The organism is Pimelobacter simplex (genome assembly GCF_900114845.1).
Lineage (GTDB): Bacteria > Actinomycetota > Actinomycetes > Propionibacteriales > Nocardioidaceae > Nocardioides > Nocardioides simplex.
In genome coordinates this window covers 246980-265153 of record NZ_FOUK01000001.1, presented here as the reverse complement: position 1 = coordinate 265153, position 18174 = coordinate 246980, and the positions used below count along the sequence as shown (strand labels likewise).

The 18174-nt window shown below is 72.6% G+C and carries 20 protein-coding genes; 12 read left to right on the top strand and 8 right to left on the bottom strand.

The annotated features are described in order from the left end of the window. Nucleotides 1-22 precede the first annotated feature (22 nt). Complete coding sequence (locus BM223_RS01240; RefSeq protein WP_038682231.1) at nucleotides 23-463, top strand: VOC family protein; 441 nt, start codon at nucleotides 23-25, stop codon at nucleotides 461-463. On the opposite strand, the gene BM223_RS01235 is transcribed toward BM223_RS01240, so the two are convergent. Together BM223_RS01235 and BM223_RS01230 are read right to left on the bottom strand one after the other, a co-directional pair. Then, nucleotides 457-1338, bottom strand: a complete 882-nt coding sequence (locus BM223_RS01235; RefSeq protein ID WP_235319067.1) for an aldo/keto reductase — start codon at nucleotides 1336-1338, stop codon at nucleotides 457-459. The two genes, BM223_RS01240 and BM223_RS01235, sit on opposite strands and share 7 nt — an antisense overlap. Then, on the bottom strand, nucleotides 1335-2048 hold the full coding sequence (locus BM223_RS01230) for an SDR family NAD(P)-dependent oxidoreductase (RefSeq protein ID WP_038682233.1): 714 nt from the start codon (nucleotides 2046-2048) through the stop codon (nucleotides 1335-1337). Before BM223_RS01230 ends, BM223_RS01235 begins: the two co-directional genes overlap by 4 nt. A gap of 159 nt (nucleotides 2049-2207) precedes the next feature. On the opposite strand from BM223_RS01230, the gene BM223_RS01225 reads away from it, so the two are divergent. Next, the gene (locus BM223_RS01225; RefSeq protein ID WP_235319068.1) at nucleotides 2208-3029 is read left to right on the top strand and encodes a CoA transferase subunit A; all 822 of its coding nucleotides are present in this window, start codon (nucleotides 2208-2210) and stop codon (nucleotides 3027-3029) included. Further along, nucleotides 3026-3790: a CoA-transferase subunit beta gene (locus BM223_RS01220; protein ID WP_038682235.1), complete on the top strand. Its 765-nt coding sequence runs from the start codon at nucleotides 3026-3028 to the stop codon at nucleotides 3788-3790. The genes BM223_RS01225 and BM223_RS01220 overlap by 4 nt, the downstream gene beginning before the upstream one ends. A gap of 26 nt (nucleotides 3791-3816) precedes the next feature. Here BM223_RS01220 and BM223_RS01215 read toward each other — a convergent pair whose 3' ends face one another. Then, nucleotides 3817-4452 carry a TetR/AcrR family transcriptional regulator gene (locus tag BM223_RS01215; protein ID WP_038682237.1) on the bottom strand — a complete coding sequence of 212 codons (636 nt, stop codon included), beginning with the start codon at nucleotides 4450-4452 and terminating at the stop codon, nucleotides 3817-3819. Between the two features lie 119 nt (nucleotides 4453-4571). On the opposite strand from BM223_RS01215, the gene BM223_RS01210 reads away from it, so the two are divergent. The 4 genes from BM223_RS01210 to BM223_RS01195 all read left to right on the top strand — a co-directional run bounded on the left by BM223_RS01210 (nucleotide 4572) and on the right by BM223_RS01195 (nucleotide 8159). Beyond that, nucleotides 4572-6152 carry a FadD3 family acyl-CoA ligase gene (locus BM223_RS01210; RefSeq protein WP_038682239.1) on the top strand — a complete coding sequence of 527 codons (1581 nt, stop codon included), beginning with the start codon at nucleotides 4572-4574 and terminating at the stop codon, nucleotides 6150-6152. 119 nt (nucleotides 6153-6271) lie between these two features. After that, nucleotides 6272-6748: a hypothetical protein gene (locus BM223_RS01205; RefSeq protein ID WP_038682241.1), complete on the top strand. Its 477-nt coding sequence runs from the start codon at nucleotides 6272-6274 to the stop codon at nucleotides 6746-6748. Nucleotides 6749-6783: 35 nt separating this feature from the next. After that, the gene (locus BM223_RS01200; protein WP_038682243.1) at nucleotides 6784-7518 is read left to right on the top strand and encodes a hypothetical protein; all 735 of its coding nucleotides are present in this window, start codon (nucleotides 6784-6786) and stop codon (nucleotides 7516-7518) included. Then, a complete protein-coding gene (locus BM223_RS01195) occupies nucleotides 7515-8159 on the top strand; it encodes a hypothetical protein (protein ID WP_038682245.1) in 645 nt (214 codons plus the stop codon). The genes BM223_RS01200 and BM223_RS01195 overlap by 4 nt, the downstream gene beginning before the upstream one ends. A gap of 55 nt (nucleotides 8160-8214) precedes the next feature. On the opposite strand, the gene BM223_RS01190 is transcribed toward BM223_RS01195, so the two are convergent. Further along, nucleotides 8215-9432, bottom strand: coding sequence for an acetyl-CoA C-acetyltransferase (locus BM223_RS01190; RefSeq protein WP_038682247.1), 1218 nt, complete (start codon nucleotides 9430-9432; stop codon nucleotides 8215-8217). 46 nt (nucleotides 9433-9478) lie between these two features. Here BM223_RS01190 and BM223_RS01185 point away from each other — a divergent pair, with 46 nt between their 5' ends. Genes BM223_RS01185 through BM223_RS01175 form a run of 3 tightly spaced genes read left to right on the top strand, consistent with a single transcriptional unit; the run spans nucleotide 9479 to nucleotide 11442 of the window. Continuing rightward, the gene (locus BM223_RS01185; protein ID WP_052139097.1) at nucleotides 9479-9961 is read left to right on the top strand and encodes an acyl-CoA thioesterase; all 483 of its coding nucleotides are present in this window, start codon (nucleotides 9479-9481) and stop codon (nucleotides 9959-9961) included. Then, on the top strand, nucleotides 9958-10701 hold the full coding sequence (locus BM223_RS01180; protein WP_038682249.1) for an SDR family NAD(P)-dependent oxidoreductase: 744 nt from the start codon (nucleotides 9958-9960) through the stop codon (nucleotides 10699-10701). The genes BM223_RS01185 and BM223_RS01180 overlap by 4 nt, the downstream gene beginning before the upstream one ends. A 12-nt stretch (nucleotides 10702-10713) precedes the next feature. Further along, on the top strand, nucleotides 10714-11442 hold the full coding sequence (locus BM223_RS01175) for an SDR family NAD(P)-dependent oxidoreductase (protein ID WP_052139098.1): 729 nt from the start codon (nucleotides 10714-10716) through the stop codon (nucleotides 11440-11442). A gap of 186 nt (nucleotides 11443-11628) precedes the next feature. Here BM223_RS01175 and BM223_RS01170 read toward each other — a convergent pair whose 3' ends face one another. Then, nucleotides 11629-12495 carry an SDR family NAD(P)-dependent oxidoreductase gene (locus BM223_RS01170; RefSeq protein ID WP_038682251.1) on the bottom strand — a complete coding sequence of 289 codons (867 nt, stop codon included), beginning with the start codon at nucleotides 12493-12495 and terminating at the stop codon, nucleotides 11629-11631. After that, nucleotides 12492-13946: a class I adenylate-forming enzyme family protein gene (locus BM223_RS01165; protein WP_038682253.1), complete on the bottom strand. Its 1455-nt coding sequence runs from the start codon at nucleotides 13944-13946 to the stop codon at nucleotides 12492-12494. Before BM223_RS01165 ends, BM223_RS01170 begins: the two co-directional genes overlap by 4 nt. 174 nt (nucleotides 13947-14120) lie before the next feature. Between BM223_RS01165 and BM223_RS01160 the strand changes: the two genes are divergently transcribed. Both BM223_RS01160 and BM223_RS01155 read left to right on the top strand, forming a co-directional pair. Beyond that, complete coding sequence (locus BM223_RS01160; protein ID WP_038682255.1) at nucleotides 14121-14777, top strand: helix-turn-helix transcriptional regulator; 657 nt, start codon at nucleotides 14121-14123, stop codon at nucleotides 14775-14777. After that, nucleotides 14774-15595, top strand: a complete 822-nt coding sequence (locus BM223_RS01155; protein WP_038682258.1) for an IclR family transcriptional regulator — start codon at nucleotides 14774-14776, stop codon at nucleotides 15593-15595. The genes BM223_RS01160 and BM223_RS01155 overlap by 4 nt, the downstream gene beginning before the upstream one ends. Here BM223_RS01155 and BM223_RS01150 read toward each other — a convergent pair. Together BM223_RS01150 and BM223_RS01145 are read right to left on the bottom strand one after the other, a co-directional pair. Beyond that, nucleotides 15571-16320, bottom strand: coding sequence for an ABC transporter ATP-binding protein (locus tag BM223_RS01150; protein WP_038682260.1), 750 nt, complete (start codon nucleotides 16318-16320; stop codon nucleotides 15571-15573). The two genes, BM223_RS01155 and BM223_RS01150, sit on opposite strands and share 25 nt — an antisense overlap. Then, nucleotides 16317-18173, bottom strand: coding sequence for a branched-chain amino acid ABC transporter ATP-binding protein/permease (locus tag BM223_RS01145; RefSeq protein ID WP_075018438.1), 1857 nt, complete (start codon nucleotides 18171-18173; stop codon nucleotides 16317-16319). The genes BM223_RS01150 and BM223_RS01145 overlap by 4 nt, the downstream gene beginning before the upstream one ends. Nucleotide 18174: the final 1 nt, after the last annotated feature.

Genomic DNA, 18174 nt, shown 5'->3' with positions numbered 1-18174 from the left:
AAGCGCTTGCTAGGTTGGGTTCATGACGTCGATCCACCACGTGGGCATCACGGTCAGCGACATGGCGCGCTCGCTCGCCTTCTACGAGGACCTCCTCGGCGGCGAGCGGCTGGGCCCCTACGAGCGCAGCGGGCCGCGCATCGACGCGGTCACCGGCTACCCGGGCATCGTCGTGCGCCAGGCGTTCGTGCGTGCCCAGGAGGGGGCGACCGTCGTCGAGCTGCTCCAGTACGACGGCGGCTCGGACGTCGTCATCGACCCCGACAACGGCCACGTGGGCGCCGCGCACGTCGCGATCACGGTGACCGATCTCGACGCGACGCTCGCCCGGCTGCGTGCCAACGGCACGACCGCTCTCTCGGACCCGATCGTGGCGAGCGAGCCGATGGCCGGGCACCGCGTGGTCTACGTGCTCGACCCGGACCGAGTGCGGGTCGAGCTGGTGGAGCCGCCCGCTCACTGAGCCGCGGCATCCAGGCGGGCGAGCTCGTCGTCCGTGAGGGCGAGCGTCGCGGCCTGGACGGAGTCGAGCACGGACTCCGGCCGGCTGGCGCCCGGGATCGGGACGATCCACGGCGACCGGGCGAGCTGCCAGGCGAGCGCCACCTGCTGCGCACTCACCCCTCGTGCCGCCGCGACCTCGGCGAACGGCGCGAACGACGAGCCGAGGGCCTTGGCCTCGCGCATCCCGCCGAACGGCCCCCACGACAGGAACGTCAGCCCGAGCTCGGCGCACAGGTCGATCTGCGGCTCGCTGTCGCGGGCGAGTGGCGAGTACTCGTTCTGCACGGACACGAGCGCCGGGCCGATCACGTCAATCGCGATCCGGATCTGGTCGAGGCTCGCGTTCGAGATGCCCACCCGGGCGACGATCCCCTCGTCGACCAGCGAGCGCAGCGCGGCCATCGACTCGGCATAGGGACGCCGCGGGTCGGGCCGGTGGTGCTGGTAGAGCGGCAGGACGTCGAGCCCCAGCCGGTCCCGCGAGGCGAGCGCCGCGGCGCGCAGGTGCTCCCGGCTCCCGTCGATCCACCAGGTCGGCCCGCTGCGGGTGTGCCCGCCCTTGGTCGCGACCACGATGCCGTCCAGCGAGCCGCCCCACGAGTGGAGCGCCTGGGAGAGCGCGCGCTCGTTGACGCCGTACCCGCCGGGGTGGTCGAAGGACGTCGGGCCGTAGACGTCAGCGGTGTCGAACAGCGTGACCCCCGCGTCGAGCGCCGCGTGCACCGCACGCGTGCCGCGCTCGATGTCGCTGTCGGGCGTCTGGGTCAGCGTCATCGAGCCGAACCCGATCGCGGAGACCTCGAGGTCGCCGAGCCGGCGCTTCGGCAGGCTCACTTGCCGACCGCCGTCCAGCCGCCGTCGACGGGGACGCAGACGCCCGTCGTGTACGACGCGTCGAGCAGCAGGTGCACGATCTCGCGGGCCATCTCAACAGGGGTGCAGAGCCGGCCGAGCGGCGTGCGCGCCTCGACCGGCGCGACGTCGTAGCCCTTGTCGATCATGTCCTGCACCATCGGCGTGAGCGTGTGCCCCGGCGCGACCGCGTTGACCCGGATGTCCAGCCCGGCCCACTCGACCGCGAGGTTCTCGGTCAGCTGGCGGACGGCCGCCTTGGCGACGCCGTAGTCGGACTGGTTGACCCAGCCGCGGTACGCCGTCGTCGACGCCAGGTTGACGATCGAGCCACCCTCGCCGGCATCGCGCAGCCGGCGGGCGACCGCGGTGGCCGTGAGCAGCGTGCCGAGCACGTGGACGTCGAGCACCCGTCGTACGTCGTCGGGCTCGAGGTCGAGCGCCGGCACGAAGGCGCCGCGGATGCCGTGGCTCGCGACGAGGTGCCGGACCAGTCCGGCCGCCTCCTCCGCCTCGGCGAGCGCGGTCGCCACGGCGCTCGCGTCGGTCACGTCGAGCGCGGCGTGGCGCACGTCGTCGCGCGCGGGCGGCTGGAGGTCCCAGACCGTCACGGCCAGGTCGCGCTCCCGGAGCAGCTCGACGACCGCCGCCCCGATCCCGCTCGCGCCGCCCGTCACCACCACGTGTCCCATCGGTCCTCCTCGTCGACATGCACCAAGCATCTGCTTGGTTTGATGCAAGCACCGATGCCTGCGGGCCACAAGCGTCCTGCCGTCCAGTGGCACCGCCAGGACGTGCGAGGTAGAGTCCCCAGCGCGCACCAAGCAAGCGCTAGGTTACGGAGGAACGACGTGACGACCGACAAGACGATGGCACTGGCCGACCTGGCCGGCCACGTCCGCTCAGGAATGACGATCGGCATCGGCGGGTGGGGGTCGCGGCGCAAGCCGATGGCCCTGGTCCGCGAGCTGCTGCGCACCGACGTGACGGACCTGACCGTCGTCACGCTCGGCGGCCCCGACGTGGGCCTGCTGTGCGCGGCGGGCAAGGTGAAGCGACTGGTCTACGGATTCGTGTCGCTCGACAGCATCCCGCTCGACCCGCACTTCCGGGCCGCGCGCGAGGCCGGTGCGATCGAGACCACCGAGTACGACGAGGGCATGTTCGTCGCCGCGCTGCGCGCCGGCGCGAGCCGGCTGAGCTTCCTGCCGACGCGCGCGGGGCTCGCCTCCGACGTGCTGACGATGAACCCCGATCTCAAGACCGTCGCCTCGCCGTACGACGACGAGGTCTACGTCGCCGTCCCCGGCGTCCGGATGGACCTCGCGCTCATCCACCTCAACCGCGCGGACGCGGCAGGCAACGGGCAGTACCTCGGGCCGGACCCCTACTTCGACGACCTCTACGCGATGGCCGCCGACCGCTGCATCATGAGCGTCGAGAGGGTCGTCCCGACCGAGGAGCTCACCGCGACCGCCGCGCCGCAGACGCTGCTGGTCAGCCGGATGTTCGTCTCCGGTGTGGTCGAGGCGCCCGGCGGCGCCGGGTTCACCAGCTGCGAGCCCGACTACGGCCGCGACGAGGACCTGCAGCGCAGGTACGCCGAGGCTGCCCGCGACCCCGAGACGTGGGCCGCGTTCGAGAAGACCTACCTCGAGGAGGACGCCCGATGAGCACCCTGGAAGCGACCCGCGCCGAGGTCTGCGTCGTCGCCTGCGCCGACGCCTGGCGCGGCTCCGGCGAGGTGCTGGCCCACGCGGTCGGCATCGTGCCGAGCATCAGCGCCCGGCTCGCCAAGCTGACCTTCGAGCCCGACCTCGTGCTCACCGACGGCGAGTGCTTCCTGATGAGCGAGCCGCCGCCGCTGGGGCGCAGCGCCAGCGCGGGCGGCACGATCGAGTCGTGGGCGCCGTTCCGGCTGATCTTCGACATCCTCGCCACCGGCCGCCGGCACAGCATGATGGGCGCCAGCCAGGTCGACCGCTACGGCAACCAGAACATCTCCTCCATCGGCGACTGGCGCAAGCCCAGGCGGCAGCTGATCGGCGTGCGCGGGGCGCCCGGCAACACGGTCAACCACCGCACCGACTACTGGGTGAGCAACCACAGCGCGCGGGTGTTCGTCGAGTCCGTCGACGTCGTCTCGGGGGTCGGCAACGACCGGGCCCGGGCGCACGAGGGCAGCGCCCTGCGCTTCCACGACCTCGGCGTCGTCGTCACCGACCTCGCCGTCCTCGACTACGACGAGGCCGGCCTGCTCAAGGTCCGCTCGCTGCACCCCGGCGTCACCGCCGAGGAGGTCGCCGAGCAGACCGGCTTCGCCATCGACACCAGCAGCGCCGGCACCACGCGGCTGCCCACGGCCGAGGAGCTCGAGCTGATCCGCACGGTCATCGACCCGCGCGGCCTGCGGGACAAGGAGGTCCGGCGCTGAGCGCGCCGGACCGGCGTCCCGGGGGCTCAGCCGGCGAGCAGGCCGCCGTGCAGCATCTCGAGGTACTGCTCGGCCAGCGCCTTGTGCTGCAGGCGTCCGCGCGGGTTGTACCAGCGCACGGTGGACCAGATGGCGTCGCGGATGAAGCGGTACGTCGTCCCGGGGTCGAGGTCGGCGCGGAAGTCGCCGGCCTTGGCACCGGCCTTGAGCACGCCCAGCCAGACCTTCTCGACGTCGAGGCTGGCCTTCGTGACGAAGGCGAACTCGGGCGTGGTCGTGAGCAGCGCCGACTCGTTCTGGTAGAGCGCGACGGCGAACGGCACCCGGTGGATGGTCTCGAACGAGTTCATGATCAGCCCGTCGAGCGCGGCCCGCGGGCTGTCCTCGGCGTCGGCGATCTCACGGATCTGCTGGAGGAGGTTGCCCATGAACTCCTGCAGGATCTCGGTGAGCATCGCCTCCTTGGAGTCGAAGTGGTGGTAGAGGCTGCCCGACAGGATGCCGGCCTCGTCGGCGATGTCGCGCACCGTCGTCTGCGAGTAGCCGCGCGTCGCGAACATCTCCGCGGCGATCGCCAGGAGCTGCGCACGCCGTGCGGAGCTCGTGCCGTTCGCCCGCCGTCGGCCGCCGCGCGCCGTAGCCTCGTTGTTGCTGCTCACCATGACCTGATCCTTTCCCACCGGCGGCGCCCAGTCGCCACCGCCCGCCGAACGCGCGCTCGCGCCGGTACGGACAGGGCTACAGTACCTAACAAGCACTTGCTCATGAGGAGTTCCGCCTGATGGCACCCCGGACCGTTCCCGCCCTCCTGGCCCACGGGGCCCGGACCCACGGCGACCACCCTGCCATCGTCGACGGCGGCAGCACCATCACCTACACCGGCCTGCGCGACCTCGCGATCGCCACCGCCCGGTCCTACCGCGCCCTCGGCGTCGAGCCCGGCGACCGGGTGGCCGTGTGGGCGCCCAACCGCGCGGAGTACCTGGTGGCCCTGCTGGGCGCGCAGTACATCGGCGCGTCCGTCGTCCCGCTCAACACGCGGTACCGCGGGCACGAGGCCCAGGTCATCCTGAGCCGCTCGCGCGCGGTCGCCGTCGTCCTGTGCGACGGCTTCCTCGGCAACGACTACTCGACGCTGCTGGCCGAGGCCGGCGGCGACGAGGCCGGGCCCGTCGTACCGGGGCTGCCGCACCTGCGGACCATGGTCGACATGTACTCCGCCGGCCGTCCCGGCACGCTGCCGTGGGCCGAGTTCCTCGCCCTCGGCGAGCGGACGCCGCTCGACGAGGTCGAGAAGCTCGCCGCCGAGGTCACCCCCGAGACGGTCTGCGACATCCTCTTCACCTCGGGCACCACGGGCGTGCCCAAGGGCGTGATGAGCACCCACGCCCAGACCATCGGCGTCGCCGACGTCTGGGCCGCGGGCGCCGAGCTCACCCCGGCCGACCGCTACGCGATCGTCAACCCCTTCTTCCACAGCTTCGGCTACAAGGCCGGCGCCATCGCCGCCCTGGTCGCGGGGACGACGATCTACCCGGTGCCGACGTTCGACCCCGAGGCGCTCATGCAGCTCGTCCAGGACGAGCGGATCACCGTCCTCCCGGGCGCGCCGACCATCTTCATCACGCTCATCAACCACCCCCGCCGTACCGACTTCGACCTGTCGTCGCTGCGCTTCTCGATCGCCGGCGCCGCCTCGGTGCCCGAGACGCTCTTCGAGCAGATGCTCGACGTCCTCGGCTTCGAGCAGGTCGCCCAGGCCTACGGCCTCACCGAGTGCGTCGTCGCCACCGTCTCGCGCCGCAACGAGGACCCCCGCCACGTCGCCCAGACCACCGGCCCCGGCGTCCCCGGCATCGAGGTCCGCGTGGTCGGCGCCGACGGTGCCGACGTCCCGATCGGCAGCGACGGCGAGATCTGGCTGCGCGGCGACAACGTCATGCTCGGCTACTTCGAGGACCCCGAGTCCACCGCCGCCGCCATCGACCCCGAGGGCTGGTTCCACACCGGCGACGTCGGGCGCCTCGACGAGCACGGCTGCCTCAAGATCACCGACCGGATCAAGGACATGTTCATCGTCGGCGGCTTCAACGTCTACCCGGCCGAGGTCGAGAACACCCTCGCCGAGCACCCGGCCGTCATGGAGAGCGCCGTGATCGGCGTCCCGGACGAGCGGATGGGATCGGTCGGGCAGGCGCACGTCGTCCTGCGGCCCGGGGCCTCGGCGACGTCGGAGGACCTGATCGCGTGGGTGCGCGAGCGGCTGGCGAACTTCAAGGTGCCGCGGTCCGTCGTCCTGGCGGAGTCGCTGCCGCGCAACGCCAGCGGCAAGGTGCTGAAGACCGACCTGCGCCAGCCCTGAACGGGCCTGGGCAACGACGGCCCCGGGCTCCTGGATGCGACGGGGCAGCTGCTGCGGACCATCCCTGCGATGGAGAATTCTTGTTGATCTTCTTGACATGAACAGGCAGACTGCCGCGCATGAAGTCCCGACTGCGCCTCGGAGCCGGCGTCGCACTGACCATGCTCGTCTCGACGGGGCTGGTGTCGAACCTGCCTGGCGATGGCGCGGCAAGCGCACGCACGTCGGCCGCCGCCACGGCAGGAGCGGCAGACGAGCTTCTGGTCGGCACCTTCGGAGCCGCGGGCTCCTTCGACAGGGTGACGGTGATCGCGCAGCAGGTCGATGACGCCGCCGAGATCGGTGACATCCTTGCGCAGTACGAGGTTCCCGCCGCCCTGACCGTCGCCGGTGACCGCTACTCGGTCAGCGTGCGCCCGTCCGACGTTCCCCGCGGTGCCATCGACGCGGGCGGTGTCGTCGACCTGGAACTGCAGTTCAGCTCCTCCCGCGACACCTGGATGACCTACCTCTCGGTGCGGCTGGTCCGCAACGAGGCGACCGGCGCGTTGGCGTGGATCGATCCCGTCGAATCCCTCCCGCAGGAGCCGAGTTGACTCCCGCGCGCGTTGCCGGAGCACGTCGGGTCGCCGTGCGCCAGGTCCCGGGGCGCGTCGCCTCCGAGCGGGCCCGGGTCAAGGCCGGTCATCTGGTGCGGGTTCCCGCGAGGTACCGGACGGCCTATCGCACCGCGGCTCCGGGGTCTCGGCGCGCCGCAGCGGCCGGCATCTGCGAGACCAAGTACCGCGGTGATCGCAACGTCCCCACCACGATCGCCACGTCTTACCCGGTCGGGGCGTCGAAGTCCTGGCTGGAGGTGCATTCCAGCGAGGGCGGCAAGTACGGAGTCGCGCTCAACGGCGGCCAAGGAGCCTCGTTCAAGGCAAGCGGCACCCGCTTCGTCGAAGGCTCCTGGTCATTCAAATGGAACAAGAAGTCGTCGGCCCGCAGCTACCGGGTCGAGGTCAACTACCACAAGTACGAGAAGGTCGGCCTCTGCTCCGGGCCGCCGCTGCGGTGGTCGCCCCACATCGAGACCGGCGGCGCAACTGAGAACTCAGAGGGTGTCAACCGGCCGGACTGGAACACCTACTGCGCCAACGTCACCAACGGCACCTGGGCCCGCGAACGTACCGACGGCAAGGACTACTCCTACAGTGCCGCGGTCAAGTTCAAGGACGTGATCGGCATCGACCTCTCGGGCGAGAAGTCCTACTCGCGTAGCCACAAGCTCAGCTACGACATCGCCGGATCCAACCCGAAGAAGCTCTGCGGCAACAACGACTACCCGGCAAAGGCCGGCAAGATCGTCGAGCGGAAGCGGTGAGTCGACCGCCCTGGCTGATCGCGGCGTTGGCGGCTGGCAGCCTGGCGCTGCTACTGGCCGCCTGCACCTCCCATCAGGACGGCGACAACGGACTCACGCACCACGGCGACGGCAAGGGCGGCATCCTGTCGGTCGGGACCGACGACGGCGGCGGCTCCTGGGGCATGGCGCCACCGCGCCGCAACCAGCGGTGGTCGGGCAGCTTCGGGCTCTACATCCTGTGCACCACCGGAGGCCGTTCAGCTCGGCTCGAGGACGTCACTTGGACGTCCTCGGCCGAGCCGCTCGGCGTCGACGTCTATGTGCGTCGCATCCCCGCCCGCAAGGACAGGAAGTCCGGCGAGGACTACAGCCCGATCGGAATGCTCCGCGGCACGCCTGACACGCACCCCGAATGGGGCGGTGAGTTCGTCGACTACGAGGGCCAGCTCATCGATCGTCCCTGCCGCAGCGAGGGCCGGCCTGATGTCGACGGCGAACGCGAAGACCTGGTGATCGCGCTGACCGCCGGCTCAGACGGCGCCGTGCTGGACGACTTCACCATCGTGTACACCTCCGAAGGTCGCCGCTACGCCCTCGATGTCGCTTGGTCGATGGCGCTGTGCGGCCCGGCCGTCACCGAGGGCTGCTCGCAGGGCTAGGCGACGGCCTCGTCCCCGGAAGCCGTGACGCGAAACCTCAAGGCCGCCGGCAGACTCAGCTGAGGCGCTCCAGGACGAGCGACATGCCCTGGCCGCCCGCGGCGCACATGGTCTCCATGCCGATCTCGAGGTCCTGCTCCTGCAGCGCGTGGATCAGGGTGGTCGCCATCCGGGCGCCGGTCGAGCCGAAGGGGTGGCCGAGGGCGATGGCGCCGCCGTTGACGTTGACCTTGTCGAGCGGGAGGCCGAGCCGGTCGATGCTCGGGAGCACCTGGGCCGCGAAGGCCTCGTTCATCTCGACCAGGTCGACGTCGGCGACGGTCATGCCGGCGCGGGCGAGAGCCTGGCGGGAGGCCTCGACGGGGCCGAGGCCCATGATCTCGGGGCTGAGGGCCGAGACGCCGGAGGAGACGATCCGGGCGAGGGGGGTCAGGCCCAGCTCGCGGGCGCGCACGTCGCTCATCACGACGACGGCCGCGGCGCCGTCGTTGAGGGGGCAGCAGTTGGCGGCGGTGACGGTGCCGGTGGGGCGGAAGACGGGGGCCATGGCGGCGACCTTGTCGAGGGTGACGCCGCGGCGCGGGCCGTCGTCGGCCGAGACGACGGTGCCGTCGGGGAGGGTGACGGGGGTGATGTCCTTCTCCCAGAAGCCGCGGTCGGCGGCGGCCTCGGCGAGGTTCTGCGAGCGGACGGCGTACTCGTCCTGCGCCGCGCGCGAGACGCCGCACAGGTCGGCGACGTTCTCGGCGGTCTCGCCCATGGCGATGTAGATGTCGGGCAGCTCGCCGGCCTCGCGCGGGTCGATCCAGGGCTTGCCGGCCTCGGCGCGGGCGAGACCACGGGCGGCGGCATCGGCGTACGCCGGGTCCTTGGTGTCGGGCATGCCGTCGGCCTTGCCCTGGGTGAAGCGCGAGACGGTCTCGACGCCGGCCGCGACGAAGGCGTCGCCCTCACCCGCGCGGATGGCGTGCATCGCCATCCGGATCGCCTGGAGGGACGACGCGCAGTAGCGGTGCACGGTCGCGCCGGGGAGGCCGTCGTACCCAAGCTGGAGGGCGGTCATCCGCCCGATGTTGTAGCCCTGCTCGCCGGCCGGCTGGGCGCAGCCCATGACCAGGTCGTCGAGCTCCGCCGGGTCGAGCGACGGGACGGCGGCGAGGGCGGCGCGCACCATCTGCGCGGCGAGGTGGTCGGGGCGCATGTCCTTCAGCGAGCCCTTGTAGGCACGGCCGATGGGAGAGCGGGCGACGGAGACGATCACGGCTTCAGGCACGCCGTCATCCTAGGCGAGGAACCAAGCAAGTGCTAGGTTAGGTGACATGGCGAGTGACACACGCGTCGCGGACGGCGGGGACGGCCCGCCACTCCACTCGACGACCTTCCGACTGAGCTACGCCGACACCGATCCGGCCGGGATCCTCTACTACGGGGCGTGGTTCCCGTGGATGGAGCGGATGCAGAGCGAGTGGTTCTGGCTCAACGACCTGCGCCAGGACCACCTCAAGGAGCGCTACGGCTTCTGGACCGTCACCGCGCACACCGCGTGCGACTACCTCCAGGCTGTCGGGCTCTTCGACGAGATCCGGATCGAGCTGCGGCTCGGCGCGGTCGGCCGCCGCTCGTTCGAGATGCTGCACCGGATGGTCCGCACCAGCGACGGCGAGGTCGTCGCCCGGGCCCGGATCCGGATCGTCGCCGTCTCCCCCGAGCAGACCTCGGTGGGCATCCCCGACCTGCTCCGCCAGCACCTGGACGCCTGGGCGCAGGGCGCCCGACTCACCCCCACGGAGGCCCCCGCATGACCTACGGAACCACCCTCGTCACCGGCGCGACCGGCGGGCTCGGCGCGGAGATCTGCCGCCGGCTCGCCAAGGACGGCGCCCAGCTGCTCCTCCTGCACCGTCGTACGGCGCCCGACGCGCTCGTCGCCGAGCTCGGCACGAGCGTCCTCGGCGCCCGCGCGGTCGACCTCGCCGACGCGGCCGGCGTCGCGGCCGCCATCAGCGAGCTCGAGGCGGAGCACGGGCAGGTCCGCACCGCCGTCCACGCGGCCGGTCCGCACGTCCCGATGGTGCACCTCTCCCGGGTCACGCCCGAGCAGTTCGCCACCCAGGTCGACCAGGACGTCATCGCGTTCTTCAACCTGGCGCACGCCCTGCTGCCGTCGCTGCGCGCGACCCAGGGCTCGCTGACGGCGGTCACCACGGCCGCGACCGTCCGCTACCCGGTCCGCGACGGCCTCTCCTCGACACCCAAGGCGGCGGTCGAGGCCCTCGCCCGCGGGCTGGCCGCGGAGGAGGGCCGGTTCGGCGTCCGGGTCAACTGCGTCGGCCCGGGCATGCTCACCGACGGCATGTCCGAGCGGCTGATGGCCAATGGCGACCTCGACGACCGCGCACTCGCCGTGGCGCGCGGCAACATCCCGCTGCGCCGGTTCGGCTCGGCGATCGACATCGCCGAGGCCGTCGCCTTCCTGGCGAGCGACCGGGCCGGGTTCGTCACCGGCCAGAAGCTCGACGTCGACGGCGGCTACGGCATCTAGGAGGAGGTCCCCATGGACACGCTCACGCTCGGCTTCACCCCCGGCGACGGCATCGTCGTCACCGGCGCCGGCAGCGGCATCGGCCGCGCGGTCGCCCTCGGCGCGCACGCCGCCGGGCTCCAGGTCAGCGCCTGGGACCTGCGCCCCGACGGGCTCGACGAGCTGGCCGGCCAGGGCCTGCACACCGCCGTCTGCGACGTCGCCGACGCGGACGCCCGGGCCGAGGCGCTCGCGGCGACCACCGCGGCGCTCGGCGGCGTCCCGCGCTACCTCGTCAACAACGCCGGCCCGTCGTCCCAGGTCCCCCTGGACTTCGACGAGGCCGTGCGGATCAGCGTCGGCAGCGTCCGCGGGCTGACCCAGGACTGGCTCGACGCCGGCCCGCCCGACGGCGCCGCCATGGTCGTCACCGCCTCGGTGGCCGGCAACAAGGTCGGCACCGAGAGCGACTGGTACTCCGCGTCCAAGGCCGCCGTGATGGGCTACGTCCGCCACCTGGCCGCGCACCACGCCGACCGGATCCGCGCCAACGGCATCGGCCCCGGCATGACCGACACGCCCCGCCTCGCGGGCTTCGCCGAGTCCGAGATGGGCCACCGGATCCTGGCCCGCGTGCCGCTCAAGCGGATGGGCCGGCCGGACGAGATGGCCGGCCCGATCCTGTTCCTGCTCTCGCCGCTGGCGTCGTACGTCAACGGCGTCTTCCTGCCCGTCGACGGCGGCTGGACCGTCACGCAGTAGCGGCGCCACACCCGGGGTAACACGCTGTCCACCGCGCGACACGCCGTGCGACACGCCGATACGCCGTCGACAACCGCCGGGTAGTGCGGTGGACAGCGTGTTACATCGGGGTCCGCGCGGGAGGGGGTCGGCGCGGCGCGGCACGGCGCGACACGGCCGGGTGCGCGCGGCGGCGACGGCGACCCGCTACGTCGCGAGCGCGGCCGACCAGCCCGGCCGCTCGGGCCGGCGCAGGCCGACCAGCGTCCGGGCGCGCTCGTCGAACAGCTGGGCCGTGCGGTCCGGGTCGGTGAAGCACCAGAACTCCCCGCGCGCGACCGCGTCGAGCAGCAGCGCGGCGGCCTCGTCGGGCTCCATGCCCTGGGCCTGGATCGACTCCGACATCCGCAGGAAGGTCGCGCGGGCGTCCGGGTCGGACGGCACCCCGCTGCGTCGTACGTCGTCGAAGATGCGGGTGCGCACCCAGTTGGGCAGGAGCGCCGAGACCTGCACCGGTACGCCGGCGGCGCGCACCTCGAGGTCGAGGCACTCGACGAGCGCGAGGGCGGCGTGCTTGCTGGCGACGTACGCCGACTGGTACGGCAGCGACGTCACCGCGCCCGTGGACGCGACGACCGCGAGCACGCCGGGGCGCCCCTGCGACGCCATCCGCGGGACGGCGGAGCGCGCGCAGTGGAAGGCGCCGTCGGTGTTGACCGCCTGGACCTTGCGCCACTGCGTGGGCGTCATGTCCCAGGTCCGGTCGCCGGACTCGATGCCCGCATTGCTGACGACGAGGTCGACGGCGCCGTGCGCGGCCCAGGTCCGTGCGAAGAGGTCGTCGACCTGCTCGCCGTCGGCGACGTCGAGGTGGTGCGCCTCGGCCCGGCCACCGGCCGCGACGAGCGCGTCGGCGACGGCGGACGCGCGCTCGGTGTCGACGTCGGTGACGACGACGTGCGCGCCGTGCCCGGCCAGGTGGGCGGCCATCGCTGCGCCCAGGCCGGAGCCGGCGCCGGTCACCAGGGCGACGCCGTCGCCGAACCGGTCGGCGACCGCTGCGTCGGTGCTCATCTGTCGTTCTCCTCGTCGTCGGCCGGGTCCAGGTGCTCGGCGAGCAGCGCGCGCACGGACGCGCGCGAGAGCTTGCCGGTGGCGGTGTGCGGCAGGTCGTCGACCCACACCAGGGCGTCGGGGACCTCGTAGCGGGCCAGTCCTGCGCGGGCCGCGGCCAGCACGGCCTCGTCGTCGCGCGACTCCCCCGCCGGCACGACGACCGCCGCGAGCCGGTGCCCGCGCCGGGCGTCCGGCAGGCCGACCACCGCGGCCCGCGCGACCAGCGGCGAGCGCTCCAGCGCGGACTCGACGCGGGCCGGGTCGACGTTGAAGCCGGAGACGACGAGCTGGTCGTCGAGCCGTCCGGTCACGCAGAGCCGGCCGTCGTCGTGCAGGTGTCCCTCGTCGCCGGTCGTGAACCAGCCGTCGGGCGTGGCCACGGCGACCTGGTAGCCGCGGGTCACCACGCGGCCGGGCACGCCGGTCGGCACCGGGTCGCCGGCGGCGTCGAGGACCCGCACCTCGACGCCCGGCAGCGGGGTCATCGGCGCGTGCCCGCCGATGCCGGCCTGCGCGATGTCGGGGCAGACCGCGACCGTGCCGCAGGTCTGGGTGAGGCCGTAGCCCGCCGAGACCCGCGGGATCCCGGTCGCGGCGGCCATCGGCAGCAGCACCTCGGGCCGGATCTCGGTCGCGCCGGTCATGAAGAGGCGCACCCGCGGCCCGAGGTCCGCACCCGCCCGGACCGCCGCCGCGAGGTCGTGGAGCAGCGTCGGCGGCCCGCAGACCACCGTCACGCCGGACTCCCGCACGATCCCCGGCAGCGCGGCGCGGCTGCGGTCCGGCACCAGCCGCACCGAGGCGCCGGTCAGCAGCGCGATGACGAGCAGGCCGTTGAACCCGAAGGAGTGTGCCAGCGGCACCACGCCCAGCAGCCGGTCGCGGTGGTCGATGTCGAGCAGGCCGGCCACGTCGTCGTACAGGCGGAGGAGGACGTCGTGGTCCATCGGCACCGCCGTCCGGTGCCCCGCCGTCCCCGAGGTCCCCAGCACCACCGCGGGCCCCCCAGCCCCGCGAGGTGCGAGGGTTGCGGGCGCGAGGTGCGCGGGTTGCGGGGTCGAGAGCGGGATCTCGCCCGCCACCGGCCTCTCCGCGACGACGACGCGCGCCCCCACCCGCCCCGCGTACGACGCCCGGTCGGCCGCCGGCTCCTCCTCGCCGAGCGGCGCGAGGGTCGCGCCCAGCAGGTGCGTCGCCGCCGCGACGACGACCCAGGCCACGGTGTTGCGCCCCTGCAGGACGACGACGTCCCCCGGCCCCACGCCGCGCGCGGCGAGCAGCCCGGCCGCGCCACGAGCCCGGTCGAGAGCCTCGCTCCAGGTCAGCCGGGTGGTGCCGTCGTCCACGGCGATCGCGCCGGGCTCCCGGAGTGCGCGTTCGTGCCAGAGGTCGGCGAGCGAGGCGGCCACGGGCACCAGCCTGCCGAACCGGCAGCGCGATGGCACCCGGGCGACCACACTGTGACCGGGGACGGCAGCAGCCGCGGGAGCGGTGGTCGGCGCCACGGGTCCTCCTCGGGTCGAGGCCGGAGTTATGACTAACAGGCATAGTCCTAATTGCCAACCAACCGGTAGGATGCGGAGGTGCCGTCCAATGGAACCGACGCGGCGTCCGACGCCGCGCCCTCGCTCCCTCCCACCGGGTGGGCCGTGCTCGGCCTCCTCTCGTTCGGCGAGGAGCTCTCCGGCTACGACCTCAAGCGCTGGGCCGACTGGAGCCTGCGGTTCTTCTACTGGTCGCCGTCGTTCTCGCAGATCTACAGCGAGCTGCGCCGGCTCGAGAAGCTCGGGCTCGCCACCTCGCGGATCGAGACCCGGGACGACGTCCGCGGCAAGCGGATGTACCGGATCACCGACGCCGGCCGGGACGCCCTGAGCGGCTGGGCCGCCGATGACCACGTCGACCCCGTCGTCCTCAAGCACGGCGTGATGCTGCGGCTGTGGCTCGGCCACCTCTCCGAGCCCGACAAGCTGCGCACCGTCCTGGCCGAGCACCGCGACCAGTCCGAGCGGATGCGGGTGCGCGCCGAGGTCGACCGCGAGGGTGCCACCGCCGAGCCCGGCTGGGCCTACCCGGAGCTCGTGCTCCGCTGGGCCGAGCGCTACTACGCCGACGAGCGCGACCGCGCCGAGCTGATGCTCGCCGAGCTCGACGAGGCCAGCCGCACCTGGAGCACGTCGCGCGGGGCCACCGAGGCCGCCCGGCGTACCTCCGAGGAGCTGCGGCAGCACCGGGCATGAGCCACTCGCCGACCCGGCTGGGCGTGCTCGAGCGGGCGACGATGATCCTCGACGCCTTCGAGGACGCGCCGGGCCCGCTCGGCCTCGACGACATCGCCGAGATCACCGAGCTGCCGCGCACCACCGTGTTCCGGCTGCTGACCACGCTCAAGGAGCTCGGCTGGATCCACCACGACCGCCGCGGCTACTCCCCCGGCCGCCGGCTCAGCGCTCCGGGCGGCGACGCCGAGCACCTCGACGTCCGCGCGGCCGCCTCGGTCGCGCTCAACGAGCTGCAGCTCGCGACCGACGCCGTCGTCCACCTCTCGGTGCTCGACGGGCCGGTCGTGCAGTACCTCGACAAGGTCGGCGGCGCCCGCGCCACCACGATCCCCTCGCGGGTCGGCGGCCGGATCATCGCCACCGACTCGGTGAGCGGCCTCGCCATGCTCGCGACGCTCAGCCCGGAGGAGGTCGACGCCCTCGTCGGTCACCTCGACCGGACGCCGGGCGGGCTCGAGTCGGTGCACCACGAGCTGGCCGCCGTACGACGGCGCCGCGGGATCGCCGTCCTCGACGGCCTGCCCGGCACGGGGATCAGCTCGATGGCGGTCGCCGTCCCGGGGACCCGGGGGCCGCTGGCCGCCATCTCCGTCGTACGACGGGGGCACCTGCCGCTGCCGGTGGTCGGGCCGCTGCTGCTCGCCGCCGCGCGCACCACCAGCCGCACGCTGCACCCGGGCCCCCGTCGTACCGGACAGAATTGTCGTGATCTGGGCCGAAAGACGACCGAATTGTCCGGTACGACGAGGGTTCAGGAGCCGGTCTTGCCGAAGTAGGCGTCCTGCAGGAGCGACATGTCGCTGACCTCGCTGGCCGGCGACGACAGCATCGTCCGGCCCATGTCGAGCACGGTGACGTGGTCGGCGATGGCGAACGACGCCTCGACGGCCTGCTCCACCAGGAGGATGCCGATGCCGGTCTCCTTGAGCTGGTGGACCCGCTCCATGACCTCGTTGACGATCACGGGCGCCAGACCGCCCGACGGCTCGTCGAGCATGAGCAGGCGGGGCTGCGACATCAGCGCCTGGCCGATGGCGAGCATCTGCTGCTGGCCGCCCGACATGCTGGACGCCGGCAGCGCGCGCTTCTCGGCGAGGATCGGGAAGAGCTCGTAGATCCGCTCCGCCTCGGAGCGCAGCTCGGCCCGCTTCAGCTTGCGGGTGTAGCCGCCCAGCAGCAGGTTCTGCTCGATCGTCTGCGAGTGGAAGACGCGCTTGCCCTCCTGCACGTAGGCGATCCCCTGCCGCACCCGCTGGTGCGCGGGCACCTTGGCGAGCGACTCCCCGCGGTAGCGCACGTCGCCGGCGACGACCTTGTTGAGCCCGCTGATCGCGCGGATGGTGGTCGTCTTGCCCGCGCCGTTGCGGCCGAGCAGAACGGTGATCTCACCGGCCCGGACGTCGAACGAGACGTCCCAGACGACCCGCAGGTCGCCGTACCCGGTGCCGAGGCCGCGGACCTCGAGCAGCAGCTCGTTCTCGGTGGTGCTCGAGGTGCTCATCGCTCCACTCCCTCCTGGGCTCCGTCGATCACGTCGGCCAGCACCACGTGCGGCGCGGCGGGCGCGTCGGGGTCGATGCCGAGGTACTCGCTCATCACCCGCTCGTTGTTCTGGATCTCCTCGGGGGTGCCCTTGGCCATCAGCTCGCCGTGGGCCAGCGCGACGATCTCGTCGGCGAGCGAGAGCACCAGCTGGAAGTTGTGCTCCACCAGGACGACGGTCCCGCCGGCGTCGCGCACCCGGCGGATCACCTCGGCCAGGCGCTCCACCTCGTCCTCGTCGAGACCGGAGGCGGTCTCGTCGAGCAGCAGGACGCCCGGGTTGCTGATCAGGCAGCGCGCCACCTCGAGCAGCCGGCGCTGGCCCAGCGGGAGCGCGGTCGCCTCGGCGTCCTCGAGGTGCCGGATGCCGACGAGGTCGAGAACCCGGTCCGCCTCGGCGAGGTCGGCCCTGCGCACCTTGCGGTAGCGCGGCAGGCGCAGCACGGCCTCGAGCACGGTGGCCCGGTGACCGGCGTACCGGCCGGCCATGACGGCCTCGCGCACGGTGATCCCCTCGGGGATGTTCGGCGTCTGGAAGGTCCGCGCGACACCGGTGCGGGCGACCCGGTCCGGGCCCATCCGCTGCAGCTGCCGGTCATCGAGGGCGATGACGCCCGCGTCGGTGCGGTAGAAGCCGCAGATCATGTTGAGCAGGGTCGTCTTGCCCGAGCCGTTGGGCCCGATCAGGGCGGTGACCTTGCCTGGCGAGGCGACCAGGTCGACGCCCTTGAGCGCCTGGTTGCCACCGAAGGACTTGGCCACTCCCTCGACCTTGAGCACCTTGCCGGGGACGGCGGGCACCTCGTCGGGCCGGGCGGCGTCCTTGTCGGCCGCGGCCGCGGGCTCCTCGCCGACGGCCCGCTTCCACAGCGAGCGCGCCAGCCCGGACAGACCGCCGGTCAGCAGCACGCCGCCGATGATCAGGAAGGCACCGGTGACGACGAGCGAGTACCGCTGGAACTCGGTGGACTGGTTGAGCCCGAACTGCAGGATGAACGCGCCGAACACCGCGCCGTAGACGCTGGCCGAGCCGCCGAGCACCGAGGCCGCGAGGATCGTGGTGGCGACGGTGAAGGAGAAGGCCTCGGGCGAGATGTAGAGGTCGAGGCTGGCGAACAGCGCACCAGCGAGACCGGCCGGGACGGCGCCGAGGGCGTAGGCCATCAGCTTCATCCGGAACACGTTGATGCCCATGGACGCCGCCAGGACGGGGCTCTGCTTGAGCACCCGCAGCGCCGTGCCGTGCCGGGAGACGGCGATATTGCGCATCACCGCGAACCAGGCCACCGTCACGATCGCGATGACCATGAAGTAGTCCTCGGGCGTCAGCATCCGGCCGAAGAGCGTCGGCGACAGGATGCCGGTCAGGCCGTTGCGGCCGCCGGTGTCCTCGCGGAAGATCGCGAGCACGTCCGGCAGCAGCAGCACCAGGAAGAACGACGTCATCGCCAGCGACCAGCTGCCCAGGCGCAGGCCCGGGATGCCGGTGAGGATGCCGACGAGCAGTGCCGCGACACCGGCCGCGACGAGCTGGAGCACGATGTCGGTGTGCCCGCGCTGGGACAGCATGCCGGCGGTGTAGGCACCGGCGGCGTACATCGCGACCTGGCCGAGGGCGAGCTCGCCGGCGAAGCCGAGGCTGAGGTTGAGGCCGCTGACCAGCAGCGACAGGATCATCGCCAGCTGGAGCTGGCGGACGATGGAGTACTCCAGGTTGAAGTACGGCACGAGGATCAGCAGGATCCCCGCGGCGAGCGGGACGAGCCAGAGCGGCCCCGCGGCGATGCGACGGGCGAGCGGCAGACCAGCCATG

Excerpts from the sequence above, each read along its gene's own strand:
- BM223_RS01145 (WP_075018438.1), bottom strand. The coding sequence starts at position 18,173 with ATGGCTGGTCTGCCGCTCGCCCGTCGCATCGCCGCGGGGCCGCTCTGG.
- BM223_RS01210 (WP_038682239.1), top strand. The coding sequence starts at position 4,572 with ATGGCACCCCGGACCGTTCCCGCCCTCCTGGCCCACGGGGCCCGGACC.
- BM223_RS01185 (WP_052139097.1), top strand. The coding sequence starts at position 9,479 with ATGGCGAGTGACACACGCGTCGCGGACGGCGGGGACGGCCCGCCACTC.
- BM223_RS01230 (WP_038682233.1), bottom strand. The coding sequence starts at position 2,048 with ATGGGACACGTGGTGGTGACGGGCGGCGCGAGCGGGATCGGGGCGGCG.
- BM223_RS01205 (WP_038682241.1), top strand. The coding sequence starts at position 6,272 with ATGAAGTCCCGACTGCGCCTCGGAGCCGGCGTCGCACTGACCATGCTC.
- BM223_RS01215 (WP_038682237.1), bottom strand. The coding sequence starts at position 4,452 with ATGGTGAGCAGCAACAACGAGGCTACGGCGCGCGGCGGCCGACGGCGG.
- BM223_RS01170 (WP_038682251.1), bottom strand. The coding sequence starts at position 12,495 with ATGAGCACCGACGCAGCGGTCGCCGACCGGTTCGGCGACGGCGTCGCC.
- BM223_RS01180 (WP_038682249.1), top strand. The coding sequence starts at position 9,958 with ATGACCTACGGAACCACCCTCGTCACCGGCGCGACCGGCGGGCTCGGC.
- BM223_RS01220 (WP_038682235.1), top strand. The coding sequence starts at position 3,026 with ATGAGCACCCTGGAAGCGACCCGCGCCGAGGTCTGCGTCGTCGCCTGC.
- BM223_RS01150 (WP_038682260.1), bottom strand. The coding sequence starts at position 16,320 with ATGAGCACCTCGAGCACCACCGAGAACGAGCTGCTGCTCGAGGTCCGC.
- BM223_RS01175 (WP_052139098.1), top strand. The coding sequence starts at position 10,714 with ATGGACACGCTCACGCTCGGCTTCACCCCCGGCGACGGCATCGTCGTC.
- BM223_RS01240 (WP_038682231.1), top strand. The coding sequence starts at position 23 with ATGACGTCGATCCACCACGTGGGCATCACGGTCAGCGACATGGCGCGC.
- BM223_RS01155 (WP_038682258.1), top strand. The coding sequence starts at position 14,774 with ATGAGCCACTCGCCGACCCGGCTGGGCGTGCTCGAGCGGGCGACGATG.